General features: G+C 56.7%; 12 protein-coding genes. 8 read left to right on the forward strand and 4 right to left on the reverse strand.

Annotated elements, in window-relative coordinates; genetic code table 11:
- The first annotated feature begins 142 nt into the window (after positions 1-142).
- Entirely contained in the window at positions 143-1,027 is an 885-nt protein-coding gene (gene aguB, locus KUE00_RS13520; RefSeq protein WP_246760418.1) for an N-carbamoylputrescine amidase, read from the forward strand.
- A 2-nt stretch (positions 1,028-1,029) separates the two neighbouring features.
- Positions 1,030-2,112, forward strand: coding sequence for an agmatine deiminase (gene aguA, locus KUE00_RS13525; protein WP_246760419.1), 1,083 nt, complete (start codon positions 1,030-1,032; stop codon positions 2,110-2,112).
- A 219-nt stretch (positions 2,113-2,331) separates the two neighbouring features.
- Here the strand turns inward: aguA and KUE00_RS13530 are convergent, their stop codons facing one another.
- Positions 2,332-4,272, reverse strand: coding sequence for a methyl-accepting chemotaxis protein (locus KUE00_RS13530; protein WP_246760420.1), 1,941 nt, complete (start codon positions 4,270-4,272; stop codon positions 2,332-2,334).
- A 223-nt stretch (positions 4,273-4,495) separates the two neighbouring features.
- Here KUE00_RS13530 and KUE00_RS13535 point away from each other — a divergent pair, with 223 nt between their 5' ends.
- Positions 4,496-5,206, forward strand: a complete 711-nt coding sequence (locus KUE00_RS13535) for a Bax inhibitor-1/YccA family protein (protein WP_246760421.1) — start codon at positions 4,496-4,498, stop codon at positions 5,204-5,206.
- A gap of 31 nt (positions 5,207-5,237) precedes the next feature.
- On the opposite strand, the gene KUE00_RS13540 is transcribed toward KUE00_RS13535, so the two are convergent.
- The 3 genes from KUE00_RS13540 to KUE00_RS13550 are packed head-to-tail and all read right to left on the reverse strand — an operon-like array spanning position 5,238 to position 8,214.
- Positions 5,238-6,206, reverse strand: coding sequence for a lysylphosphatidylglycerol synthase domain-containing protein (locus KUE00_RS13540; RefSeq protein WP_246760422.1), 969 nt, complete (start codon positions 6,204-6,206; stop codon positions 5,238-5,240).
- Positions 6,206-7,456: a cardiolipin synthase ClsB gene (clsB, locus tag KUE00_RS13545; RefSeq protein ID WP_246760423.1), complete on the reverse strand. Its 1,251-nt coding sequence runs from the start codon at positions 7,454-7,456 to the stop codon at positions 6,206-6,208. Before clsB ends, KUE00_RS13540 begins: the two co-directional genes overlap by 1 nt.
- The gene (locus KUE00_RS13550; RefSeq protein WP_246760424.1) at positions 7,453-8,214 is read right to left on the reverse strand and encodes an endonuclease/exonuclease/phosphatase family protein; all 762 of its coding nucleotides are present in this window, start codon (positions 8,212-8,214) and stop codon (positions 7,453-7,455) included. Before KUE00_RS13550 ends, clsB begins: the two co-directional genes overlap by 4 nt.
- Positions 8,215-8,400: 186 nt before the next feature.
- On the opposite strand from KUE00_RS13550, the gene KUE00_RS13555 reads away from it, so the two are divergent.
- The 5 genes from KUE00_RS13555 to KUE00_RS13570 all read left to right on the forward strand — a co-directional run bounded on the left by KUE00_RS13555 (position 8,401) and on the right by KUE00_RS13570 (position 12,956).
- On the forward strand, positions 8,401-8,781 hold the full coding sequence (locus KUE00_RS13555; RefSeq protein WP_246760425.1) for a YbhQ family protein: 381 nt from the start codon (positions 8,401-8,403) through the stop codon (positions 8,779-8,781).
- Positions 8,782-9,080: 299 nt separating this feature from the next.
- Positions 9,081-10,529, forward strand: coding sequence for an ATP-dependent RNA helicase RhlE (gene rhlE / locus KUE00_RS13560; RefSeq protein ID WP_246760426.1), 1,449 nt, complete (start codon positions 9,081-9,083; stop codon positions 10,527-10,529).
- Positions 10,530-10,706: 177 nt separating this feature from the next.
- Positions 10,707-11,666 carry a tRNA dihydrouridine(16) synthase DusC gene (dusC, locus tag KUE00_RS13565; RefSeq protein ID WP_246760427.1) on the forward strand — a complete coding sequence of 320 codons (960 nt, stop codon included), beginning with the start codon at positions 10,707-10,709 and terminating at the stop codon, positions 11,664-11,666.
- The gene (locus tag KUE00_RS21965; protein ID WP_425523585.1) at positions 11,659-11,715 is read left to right on the forward strand and encodes a hypothetical protein; all 57 of its coding nucleotides are present in this window, start codon (positions 11,659-11,661) and stop codon (positions 11,713-11,715) included. The genes dusC and KUE00_RS21965 overlap by 8 nt, the downstream gene beginning before the upstream one ends.
- Positions 11,716-11,765: 50 nt before the next feature.
- Positions 11,766-12,956: an MFS transporter gene (locus KUE00_RS13570; RefSeq protein WP_246760428.1), complete on the forward strand. Its 1,191-nt coding sequence runs from the start codon at positions 11,766-11,768 to the stop codon at positions 12,954-12,956.
- The last annotated feature ends 16 nt before the right edge of the window (positions 12,957-12,972 follow it).

The raw sequence follows: 12,972 nt of genomic DNA on the forward strand, positions 1-12,972 counted from the left end.
GGGCATTGCTATAGTCGCTTAAGGAAAACTAATGAAATAACGAAAGGTGCGGATAATCAAAAGATTGGAGCCGGAAACCTGACCATCTTTGCGCTGCGCCGTCATGCAGGCTAATGCTGTTGTTCAATAAGGGGAGTCGTGAATGAGAAAAGTAACGCTGGCCGCCACGCAAATGGCCTGTAGCTGGGATCTGGATAAAAATATCGCCAGCGCGGAACGTTTGGTTCGTCAGGCGCATCGGCAGGGCGCGCAAATCATCTTAATCCAGGAACTTTTCGCCACGCCCTATTTTTGTATCGATCAAAGCCCGCAGCATTATGCGCTGGCGCAGGAGATTGAAGGCAGCCCGCTGGTTGCGCATTTTGCCGCGCTGGCCCGCGAGCTGGAGGTCGTGCTGCCGTTAAGCCTGTTTGAGAAGAGCAACAACGCTTATTACAACTCGCTGGTAATGATTGACGCCGACGGCACGCAGCTGGGGACCTATCGCAAAACCCATATTCCCAACGGGCCAGCCTACCAGGAAAAGCAGTTCTTTGTGCCTGGCGACAGCGGCTTTAAGGTTTGGGCAACCCGCTATGGCAAAGTCGGCGTGGGGATCTGCTGGGATCAGTGGTTTCCGGAAACGGCCCGCGCGCTTGCGTTGCAGGGCGCGGAGCTGATTTTCTTTCCTACGGCTATTGGCTCGGAACCGGCTTATCCGGATATCGACAGCCAGCCTCACTGGACGCGCGTGCAGCAAGGGCATGCGGCCGCCAACCTTATCCCGGTTATCGCTTCTAACCGTATCGGCACCGAGCAAAGCCAGAGCGTTGCCGGATTAGAAATGACCTTTTACGGCTCGTCTTTTATTGCCGATCAGACCGGCGAGCTGGTCAGGCTGGCCGGAAAAACGGAGGAGGAAGTGCTGACCTACACCTTCGATCTGGATGCCATCGCCAGCCAGCGCGCCGCCTGGGGACTTTTCCGCGACAGACGCCCGGAAATGTACGCCATGCTGGCAACCTCTGATGGCAAAGCCGGGAGCTGAATATGTCATTGCTTACGACACCGCAGGCCGATGGCTTTGCCATGCCCGCTGAATGGTCACCGCAGCAGGCTGTCTGGATAATCTGGCCGTACAGAAAGGATAACTGGCGAGCGGATGCACGCCCGGCGCAGCAGGCGTTTGCCGCCGTTGCCACAGCCATTCTGCAAACCACCGCCGTCTTTACCGCCGTGCCGGAGCAAGATATGGCCGAGGCGCGGGCAATAATGCCCGCAAGGGCAACGCTGGTGGCGATAGAGAGCGATGATGCCTGGATACGCGACAGCGGGCCAACGATAGTGGTCAACGGCGCGGGAGAGCGTCGCGCGATTAGCTGGACATTTAACGCGTGGGGCGGTCTGGCTGGTGGGCTTTATGCGCCATGGGATCGCGATGAGGCTATCGCCAGCCAGGTTGCCAGCCACCACGGCTTGCCCTGTTATCAAACCGGGCTGGTGCTGGAGGGCGGCTCAATACATGTCGATGGGGAAGGAACGCTGCTGACCACGGCCGAATGCCTGCTTAATCCTAACCGTAATCCGCAGCTGGATAAAAACGCGATTGAGCAGCAGCTGCGCGACTATCTGGGCGTCAGCAAAATTATCTGGCTGCCTTACGGCGTGTTTAATGATGAAACGGATGGGCACGTCGACAACCTGTGCTGTTTTGTTCGGCCGGGCGAGGTGGCTTTACACTGGACCGACGATCGGCAAGATCCGCAGTATGCCCGTTCGCTGGCGGCGCTGGAAATATTGCAAAACGCCACGGACGCGCGGGGAAGGGCGTTGAAAATCTGGAAAATCCCGGCACCCGGGCCGTTTTATAGCAGCGAAGAAGAGAGCAGCCAGATCCAGCAGGGTACGGCTATCGACAGACCGGCAGGCAACAGGCTGGCCGCTTCCTACGTTAATTTTCTGCTGACCAACCGGCAGATTGTCTACCCGCTGTTTGCGACGGAAACGGATAGCCTGGCGGCAAGCGTCCTGGGCGAAATGTTTCCCGGCTATCTCCTTACCGGCGTACCGGCGCGGGAAATCTTACTGGGTGGCGGTAATATCCACTGTATTACGCAGCAGATCCCGCTGTAGCAGAAAGAGAGGTAGCACCAGTCGGCATCGTATGTAGCGCGGCCCGTGCAGGCCGTCGCTAACTTGTCGGAAAGCATGGCCCGTGCAGGCCGTCGCTAACTTGTCGGGGAGCGTAGCCCGTGCAGGCCATCGCTATCTTGTCGGGGAGCGTGGCCCATACAGACCTCGCTCTCTTATTAATCCCCGGCTGACGGCATTTTCATGCCGTCAGCCGAGACCTTATGCCGATTCCAGCCGGAACCGTTGTACCGTCTGCGCCAGCTGCTGCGCCTGATCTTCCAGCGAGGCGGCAGCGGCGGACATCTGCTGTACCAGCGCCGAGTTTTGCTGCGTTGCGCCATCCATCTGGTTGACGGCCACCGTTACCTGGCCAATCCCCTGAGACTGCTCGTCCGAGGCATGCACGATTTCGCCGATAATGGTTTTCACCGAGTTGACGGCGGTGGTCATCTCCTGCATGGTTCTGCCCGCATCCTGCACCAGTGAAACGCCCGTCGTGACGCGCTGCGTCGATTCGCCAATCAGCGCGGAGATATCTTTTACCGCGTTGGCGCTGCGCTGCGCCAGGCTACGGACTTCTGCGGCGACCACCGCAAAGCCGCGACCCTGTTCACCAGCGCGGGCGGCTTCAACCGCCGCGTTCAGCGCCAGAATATTGGTCTGGAAAGCGATGCCGTTAATGATGCTGGTAATGGCGCCGATCTTCTGCGAGCTTTCGTCGATCTGCTGCATAATTTCTACTACCTGATGCACCAGCTGCTCGCCTCGTTTGGCAATAGTCGTGGCGTTATCGGTCAGTTCGGTGGCGCTATGGGCGTTATCCGCATTGTGCTTCACGGTAGCCGTAAGCTGTTCCATACTGGCGGCGGTTTCCTCCAGCGCGGCGGCCTGCTGTTCGGTACGCGAAGCAAGATCCAGGTTGCCGGAAGCTATCTCTTCCGCACCCTGGCGAACGGAGTCGCTGGCGGAAATAATTTCGCTAACCATAGTGCGCAGCTGTTTTTGCATGGTTTGCATGGCAAAGAAAATACTTTCCCGATCCTGTGCGCCAACCGGGATATCCGCCGTCAGGTTGCCTTCCGCTACGCCAAGCGCGATTTCAGCCGCCTGGACAGGCTCGCCGCCGACCGGCCTGGAGATTTTACGACTGAACAGCACGCCCAGCACGGTGCAGACAATCACAATACTCAGCAGCATCATGATCAACGCATGCATCAGCTGGCGGTTAGCCTCGGCCATTACCGCGCTGACCGGCGCAACCACGCCCAGATACCACGGCAGCGGGCTGTTGCCGATGTTAACCGGACGCCAGGTTTCCAGCACGTCTTCACCCAACACGCTGTCAAAATGCTGGACGACGTTTTGCGTAAAGCCGCTGGTTTCGCCCTTGTAGCCTTTGCCCGCCTCGGCTTTATCCGGGCTGGAGACCACCAGGCCCTTATGAGAAAGCAGCAGCGCGTAGCCGGTACCGTTATAAGGTTTAATCGCGCCCACGCTTTTTTGCAGCGCCGCGAGCGAAATATCTGACGTGGCGACGCCTTTTAGCTCGCCGTTATTCATTATCACCGCCGCCACCGAGGTGAGTAGCGTCGGCACGCCGTTATAGGCGTAGCTGTAAGGTTCGGTCAGCACATCTTTTTGCAGCTTCTGCGGGATCAGATAGTAGTCGCCCTGGCCTGGCGTAAAAATCGACTCCAGATTGTGCATGGCAAAGTTGCCCGCGCTGTCGCGATCGACAAAGTAGGCGAAACGGCCAGCGGGCGGCGTGCCGGGCTGGGCGGCGAATTCGGCGTCTTTGCCGTCGAATGCGTTGGCTTCAAAGATGAGCGAGAGCGACAGATAATCCGGGTTCTCCTTCATGGCGTATTTCATCAGCTGCTGGCCCGCTTTACGGTCGGTAATACCGGCCGCTGGCAAAGCAAGAACGCTTTGGCCCATGTCTCTGGCAACCGTCCGCGCATAGTCCAGCTGTTGCTGCACGCTAAGCGCGTTGCTTTCGGCTATTTCGCCCAGATACTGCTCGGCGATTTTGTGCTGCTGCTGGCTGGACTGCCAGCTAAGCAGGCCAATAGTGATGGTAAAACCGAGCGTGATCGTCAGCGCACCCGTCAGGAGCATCACGGTGCGGGTGCTCATTTTTCGTTTTTGGTATGTCGTCATCAGAAATTCCTGGCGTTGGTTAAAAGTATTCTGACTTCCCGGTAAGCTTTCTCCCTGTGTTCAGACTATCGGCAAAATTTGTGCAATCTTTACGCAACATAAAAAACCATTCCCACGCGGCAGGGCAGAGAAAGTTTTTTGTCACGAAAAAGCCTCTGCTGCGGCTGGCCCAACCTGCCCGGACTGTGCCAGACTTAGCAGTAAATTCACTAAGGAGAGCATCATGGAGAGATATCCTCGTTCCAATGGTTCCATTGTTTCAAATGCCACTACGGGCCTGCAGGCCTACATGGCGCAGGTATATGGCTGGATGACGTGCGGACTGCTGCTGACCGCCTTTGTTTCCTGGTACGCGGCGAGAACGCCAGCCGTCATGGAGCTGGTTTTCTCCAGCCGTATGACCTTTTTTGGCCTGATTATCGTGCAGCTTGGCCTGGTGTTCGTGCTGTCCGGCATGGTGCATAAGCTGAGCGGTGCGGTAGCAACCGGCCTGTTTATGCTCTATTCGGCGCTGACCGGCCTGACGATGGCGAGTATTTTCCTGGTTTACACCTATTCCTCTATCGCCAGCACCTTTGTGGTAACGGGCGGCATGTTCGGCGTAATGAGCTTTTGGGGTTACACCACTAAACGCGATCTGAGCCGCATGGGCAGCATGCTGTTTATGGCGCTGATTGGCATTGTGCTGGCGTCGGTAGTCAACTACTGGCTGAAAAGCACCGCGCTAATGTGGGCGGTTACCTATATCGGCGTGCTGGTGTTTGTCGGTCTGACCGCGTATGACACGCAGAAGCTGAAAAATATCGGTGAGAGTATCGATACGCGGGATAAAGAGAATCTGCGCCGCTACTCTATTATGGGTGCGCTGACGCTTTATCTGGACTTTATCAACCTGTTCCTGATGCTGCTGCGCATCTTTGGCAACCGCCGCTAGGAAAATTAAAAAGGGCGAATTCGCCCTTTTTTTACGCCTGTTTCTGCATCTGCTGCTGGTTTTTACGCCGCAAGCTTTTGGCCCGACTTTCCAGCCACAGGTAAAGCACCAGCGCCAGCAGCAGCGGTGCAATAAAGTAGATTACCCGGTAAGCCAGCAGCGCGGCGATAATCGTGCCGTGCGACAGATGTTCGCCGCTCAACAGCGCCAGGAAGACCGCCTCCAGCACGCCAATCCCCGCCGGAATATGAATAATCACGCCTGCGATACTGCTGATTAACAGCACGCCTAACACCTGCGGGAAATCTACCTTGTGCGCGAAAAGCAGCCAGATAATCGCACCCATTACCAGCCAGTTAGCGCTGGAAACGGCAAACTGCAACAGCGCCATCCGCAAAGAGGGCAGCGCCAGCTTGTGGCCTTTGATCGTCCAGCGGCGACGCTTTGAAAACGCGCACAGCGCCAGATAGACCACCACAAAAGCCAGCAGGCCCGCACCGATGGTGCGCAGCGTGCCTTCGCCAATAAACCAGCCTTTGGGAATGGGTACCCAGCCGCTGCTGAAGACGACTCCGGCCACCAGCACGTAGCCCAGCCAGTTGGTAGCAATGCTCAGGGAAAAGATACGGGTAATGGTGCTGCCGCTTAAGCCAAGCCTTGAATAGAGCCGGTAACGCATTGCCACGCCGCCGACCCAGGTGCTGAGGGTCAGATTGAAGGCGTAGCAGATAAAAGAAACCAGCATCACCTGGCGCTTTTCCAGCTTGTGGCCGCAGTAGGCCTGGCCAATCAGATCGTAAACGCCATAGGTCAGATAGCTGACCACCACCAGCGCCACGGAACCTAAAATAGCGGCGCGGTTATAGTGGGTAATTACGTTCAGTACGTCATGCCAGTTAACTTTGCGGGCGTAGATCACCAGCAGTACGATCACCGCGATAAAAAACAGGCCGGTTAGCCCCTTTTTTACCCATTTCCAGCGAGAATGTGAGTGAGACATCAGGGTTTAGCCCTCTCTTTTTCGCTATCGGACTCGACGCGATCCTGGGTTTCCATCTCCGGCTGTACCGGTGGCGCAATCTGCGCCAGCTTCGGCGTGTGTGCCGGTAGCCAGCCTGCAATCGCCGGGAAATGGCGCAGAAAGTGAAACACCACCACGCCTTTTGCCAGCTGCCACCAATTCTGTTTGGGGAGCTTACTTTCATCCACGCGCTCGCAGTCCTGCGTCAGCAGCCGAGACAGCTCGGCACGCATTATCTGGTTAAACGAGCGGTCGTGAATGATCAGGTTGGCTTCCAGATTCAGCGACAGGCTTAGCGGGTCAAGATTGCTGGAGCCGACGGTCGACCAGAAGTTATCCTGCACCGCGATTTTTGCGTGCAGCGGACGACGAATATATTCATAAACCTCTACGCCACCGCCGACCAGATAATTATAGAGCAGCTCTGCGCCGACCTTGACGATAGGCATATCGGGCTTACCCTGCACGATCAGCTTAACCGAAACGCCTCGCTGTGCCGCCGAACGCATTTCGCGCAGCAGCCGATAGCCGGGGAAAAAGTAGGCGTTGGCGATAATCACTTCCTCTTTCGCCTCACGCAGCATATTAATATAGTGCTGCTCGATATCGTCGCTGTGCTCATCGTTATCGCGCCAGACAAACAGCACCTGCGCATCGCCCGGTGTTTCATTGCGGGTGAAGCGATGGCCACGCTGTCCCCACCAGCGTTTCGGCGTGTCTTTACTGTTAATCGCCTCTTTTACAAAACGCGTAATATCTTCCACCACCGGGCCTTTGACCTCGACGGTATAATCCTGCTTTGCTTCCGGGCCGTAGCTGGAATTGTGCTCGGCGGAATAGTTAATGCCGCCAACAAAGGCTATCTCGCCGTCGCAAACCACGGTTTTTCGGTGCATGCGGCGGAAAACATTTGTCCGCATGCCGAACACCAGCGGGCGCGGATCGTAAAAAATAAAGCGCACGCCGGCCGCCGTCAGGCTACGAATAAACTCCGGCGACAAATCGTTAGATCCATAGCCGTCCAGCAGCATCTCTACTTTAACGCCGCGGGCGGCGGCATCCAGAATAACCTGCTGTAATGCACGGCCAACCTCATCTTCGAACAGGATAAATGTTTCCAGCAAGACGCTCTGGCGCGCCCGCCGAATGGCTTCAAAAACGCGGGGAAAATATTGTTCGCCATTTGCCAACAGGCGCAGGCGGTTACCGTCACGCCATTCCGTTTTCATAAATGTATCTCCACAGCCAGCGGCGCGTGATCGGATAAGTGCGACCAGGGTCTCAGCGGTATTTTGTGCGGGCTGCTGATGCCGACGTTACGAACGTAAATTCGATCCAGCCTCAGGAGTGGAAAGCGGGCAGGGAAGGTACGCGCCGGGCGACCGGTTTTCCGGCTGAAGACTTCTTCCATAGCCGCTCCTCGTTGTAATATTTTATTGGCTTTCAGCTGCCAGTCGTTGAAATCCCCTGCGACCACCACGGGCGCATCCGACGGCAATGTATTCAGCAGGTCGCACAGCATTTTCAGCTGGGCGGCACGATGGTCGTTCCGCAGACCTAAATGCACACAGACCGTGTGCAGAACCTTATCGCTGCCCGGCACCGCTATCTGGCTATATAAAAGGCCGCGTTTTTCCGTACCCTCTACCGATATATCCCGGTTTTCATGCGATAAAATAGGGAAACGTGACAGCAGCGCATTGCCATGATGGCCTTCCGGGTAAACGGCGTTGCGGCCATAGGCGAAATCGTTCCACATCATCTCGGCTAAAAACTCGTAATGCGGGGTCTCTGGCCACGCCGGCACCTTTAAGGAGTGTAGGTCATGAGAGCCCATCACCTCCTGTAAAAAGACGATATCGGCGGCAGTGGCCCTGACCGCATCGCGTAATTCCGGCAAAATAAAACGCTTGTTTGAAGCGCTGAAACCCATGTGTGTGTTGATCGTCAGGACTTTTAATGAAAATCCTTGCGGTTTTTGTGACATACTGTGCGCGCTCTCCTCTTCGGATCAGGAAGAGTAAAGTGTAGTCCTTGTCACAAAAGCGTGCTGCTAAGTGTAGAAATTTACGGCATTAATTAAGAACTACGGTAGTCTGATAAAATGCGTTGCCACTTACTGTGGTAACCAGACTTGGGCAGATCTTTGTGGGGTCTGCCAGGAGATAAAAACATGAAATGGTCCAATCGCGTTCAGATTGTCACCGGACAAACCTACGTCCACATCACGCTGCACCTGCTGCTGATTGCCGCCCTGATCACGGGCTGGAAACATCATGCGCTGTTTCAGGTCAGCACCGTTTTAGTCACGCTGTATGCCTGCGTCTTTATCGCCATGCTGCCGGCCCAGCGCCTGGCGCGTTTGCGCCGCCTGGGCGATTTTCTGGAAGACGTGACCACCACCTACTATTTTGGCGCAGCAATGCTGGTGCTTTATTTGCTGTCGCGCGTGGTGCATAACAATCTGCTGTTAGGCTGTGTTGGCGTTGTTATGCTGACCGGTCCTGCCGTGGTTTCGCTGCTGGCCAAAGAGCCGGTTCGCGCCCGACGTTAAAGCAGAGCGGGCCACTCTGGCCCGCTTATTACCCTCTTTTCTTTCCTTCGCTGTTACCATGCCCGGCTGTTTTATCCGCTACCCGTTCGATTGCTGACGCGCAAAACAGCGCCAGCGTGCCGTCTTTTTACCGGTTAAAGATATTTCGCTGCATAAGCGCAACATCTGTTATAATCCGGCGCTTACGCACCGTGGTTTGTGCCCCCTTTCAAGCGTCAGGCTAAGCCTGGCGTCACAGTATCCCCCTGGAAACTACACCGCTTGCTGCGGTCAGGGCGGAACCGGAGTCAGTCAACTTTATGTCTTTTGATTCTCTCGGCCTTAACGCCGATATTTTGCGTGCAGTAACCGAACAGGGCTATAACGAGCCAACCCCTATTCAGCGCCAGGCTATTCCTGTCGTACTAAGCGGTCGCGATCTGATGGCCAGCGCCCAGACCGGCACCGGCAAAACCGCCGGTTTTACGCTGCCTCTGTTGCAGCTGCTGAGCAGCCACAACCCGCATCCAAAAGGACGCCGTCCCGTCCGCGCCCTGATTTTAACCCCGACCCGCGAGCTGGCCGCGCAGGTTGGCGAAAACGTGCACGACTACAGCAAATACCTGGACCTGCGTTCGCTGGTGGTGTTTGGCGGCGTCAGCATTAATCCGCAGATGATGAAGCTGCGCGGCGGCGTTGACGTGCTGGTGGCAACGCCGGGCCGTCTGCTGGATCTGGAACATCAGAACGCGCTGGATCTTTCTAAAGTAGAGATTCTGGTGCTGGACGAAGCCGACCGCATGCTGGATATGGGCTTTATTCACGATATCCGCCGCGTGCTGGCCAAGCTGCCGGCGAAGCGTCAGAACCTGCTGTTCTCCGCGACTTTCTCTGACGAGATTAAAACGCTGGCGGAAAAACTGCTGCATAACCCGGAAGAAGTGGAAGTGGCTCGCCGCAATACCGCTTCTGAACAGATTACCCAGCACGTGCACTTTGTAGACAAAAAGCGCAAGCGGGAACTGCTTTCTTTCCTGATTGGCCGCGACAACTGGCAGCAGGTGCTGGTCTTTACCCGTACCAAGCATGGTGCCAACCATCTGGCTGAGCAGCTGAACAAAGATGGCATCACCGCTGCGGCGATCCACGGTAACAAGAGCCAGGGCGCACGTACTCGCGCGCTGAGCGACTTTAAAGACGGCAACATTCGCGTGCTGGTGGCGACCGATATCGCCGCGCGCGGCATCGATATTTCCGAACTGCCGCACGTGGTTAACTATGAGCTGCCAAACGTGCCGGAAGATTACGTGCACCGTATTGGCCGTACCGGCCGCGCGGCCGCGACGGGCGAAGCCCTGTCGCTGGTTTGCGTAGATGAACACAAGCTGCTGCGCGATATTGAGCGCGTGCTGAAGCGTGAGATCCCGCGTATCGCCATCGAAGGCTATGAGCCGGATCCGAGCATCAAAGCGGAGCCGATTCAAAACGGTCGTCAGCAGCGTGGTGGCGGCGGCGGCGGTGCGGGACGCGGTGGACGCGGCGCGCCAGCGGGTAACCGTGGCGGCGAACGTGGCCAGGGCGCGGGACGCAGCAGCAGCGGCGAACGCAGCCAGAGCGCGCGTACCGGCAACGGCGGCGGGCGTAGCCAGGCTGCCAGCGGCGAGCGCACAGCGTCAGAGCGTCAGGGCAACGGTCCACGCCGTCAGGGCGAAGGCGCGGCGGGTGCGCCTCGCAACAAAACTCGCCAGCGTCGTTCTAATCCGGCATAACAAAGATGCAGGGAACCTGGTTCCCTGATTTTACTGTCGGCACGTTTTGAGTTAGCCAACACGCCAGGCGGATCTCTCCCCCTGCAATCCCAGGCTGCTCTACAGCGCGGAGCGCAATGCGTTCCGCGCTGGCATTTTGTCGATATCTTATCTCTCTAACCAGCAACGGTTTGTGACATGCGCGTTTTACTTGCCCCGATGGAGGGCGTGCTTGATTCACTGGTGCGCGAACTGCTCACCGACGTCAACGATTACGATCTCTGCATCACCGAATTTTTGCGGGTGGTCGATCAGCTTTTGCCTGCCAAATCTTTTTATCGCCTTTGTCCTGAACTGCATCATGCCAGCCGTACGCCATCCGGCACGCTCGTGCGCGTTCAGCTGCTGGGCCAGCATCCGCAGTGGCTGGCGGAAAACGCGGCTCGCGCGGTGGAACTGGGGTCCTGGGGCGTTGACCTTAACTGCGGCTGTCCTTCAAAGCTGGTTAACGGCAGCGGCGGCGGCGCTACGCTGCTAAAAGATCCCGATCTGATTTACCGTGGCGCGAAAGCCATGCGTGAAGCCGTACCCGCACATCTACCCGTCACCGTTAAAATCCGGCTTGGCTGGGACAGTGATTCCCGGCAGTTTGAAATTGCCGATGCCGTGCAGCAGGCGGGTGCCAGCGAGCTGGTCGTGCACGGTCGGACAAAAGAGGATGGTTACAAAGCAGAAAAAATTAACTGGCAGGCTATTGGCGAGATCCGCCAGCGTTTGCGCATTCCTGTCATTGCCAATGGTGAAATTTGGGACTGGCAGAGCGCGCAGGATTGTTTGCGGATTACCGGTTGTGATGCAGTAATGATTGGGCGCGGCGCGCTTAACGTGCCAAACCTGAGCCGGGTCATCAAATATAACGAACCTCGTCTGCCGTGGCCGCAGGTGGTCACGCTGCTGCAACGTTATGTGCAGCTGGAAAAGCAGGGCGATACCGGTCTTTATCACGTTGCCAGGATCAAACAGTGGCTGGGCTATTTACGTAAAGAGTATCTGGAAGCGAGCGAGCTGTTCAGCCAGATCCGGGCGCTAAAAACCTCTGGCGACATCGCTGGCGCTATCGATCGCTACGCGCGTATCGTAGCGGCAAACGGTGCCTGAAAATTACAACTTTGTAACAAATGGCCTGATTCTTTCCGCGATCTCTTAGCCCGCTAAGGTTATGATGTGAGCTTCATCACACTCATTTTCGGCTCTGACATGTCTGCAACTCCGGCCCTATCCAGCGCACAGCTTAACAAACGCATCATTTCGGTAGTGATCTTCACCTTCTTTTGCTATCTCTCCATCGGCCTGCCGCTGGCAGTGTTGCCGGGCTACGTGCATAACCAGCTTGGCTACAGCTCGTTTATCGCCGGGCTGATTATCAGCCTGCAATACTTCGCTACTCTCGTCAGCCGCCCACAGGCAGGGCGCTATGCCGATCTGCTGGGACCAAAAAAGGTCGTGCTGCTGGGGCTGGTGCTGTGTGGCGCCAGCGGTTTGTTCAGCGTGCTGGCGGTCGTTTTTAATGCAGCTCCCTTAACCAGCCTGATTTTGCTGGCTAGCGGACGCGTGGTGTTGGGATTTGGCGAAAGCCTGACGTCAACAGGAGCAATGTTGTGGGGAATCAACATTGTTGGCACCACGCAGAGCGCACGCGTTATCTCCTGGAATGGCGTGGCGACCTATCTGGCAATGGCGATGGGTGCGCCGCTGGGCGTGATGCTGAATTCTGCTTTTGGCCTCTCCGGTTTTGCCGTACTGATTATGCTGATGGCGTTTTTTGGCGTCTGGCTGGCCATTCGACGCCCGGCAGTGGTGGTCACCATAGGCCAGCGTATCCCGTTTAACCAGGTGTTTTCACGCATCTGGCCCTTTGGGCTTTGCCTGGGGCTGGGCACGATTGGTTTTGGTACGATCGCTACCTTTATTACGCTCTATTTCGCCAGCCACGGCTGGAGCGGCGCGGCGTTCTCCCTGACGTTGTTCAGCCTGGGCTTTGTGATGATGCGGCTCATCTTTAGCAGCTTTATCGGCCGGTTTGGCGGTCTTCGCGTCTCCGGATTTTCTTTTGCCATTGAGTGTGTCGGCCTGCTGATTATCTGGCAGGCGCACTCATCGCTGATGGTGGATATCGGCGCATTCCTGACCGGCTCCGGCTTTTCACTGATTTTTCCCGCGCTGGGCGTGGAGGCAATCAAGCAGGTTGCACCGCAAAATCAGGGTTCGGCGCTGGGTCTCTATTCCGCCTTTCTGGATTTTGGCCTGGGTGTCACCGGACCGGTAGCCGGGTTGCTGATCGGCCAGTGGGGTATTGATTCCATCTATTTAGTGGCCGCCGTGGTGGTATTGTTTGCGCTGGCCGTTATCGTTCGGCTCCCGGCACGCGCTGCGGTGAAAGCGGGCTAGAGAAGCGCTAAGTTAT

This window comes from Erwinia phyllosphaerae (genome assembly GCF_019132875.1).
GTDB lineage: Bacteria > Pseudomonadota > Gammaproteobacteria > Enterobacterales > Enterobacteriaceae > Erwinia > Erwinia phyllosphaerae.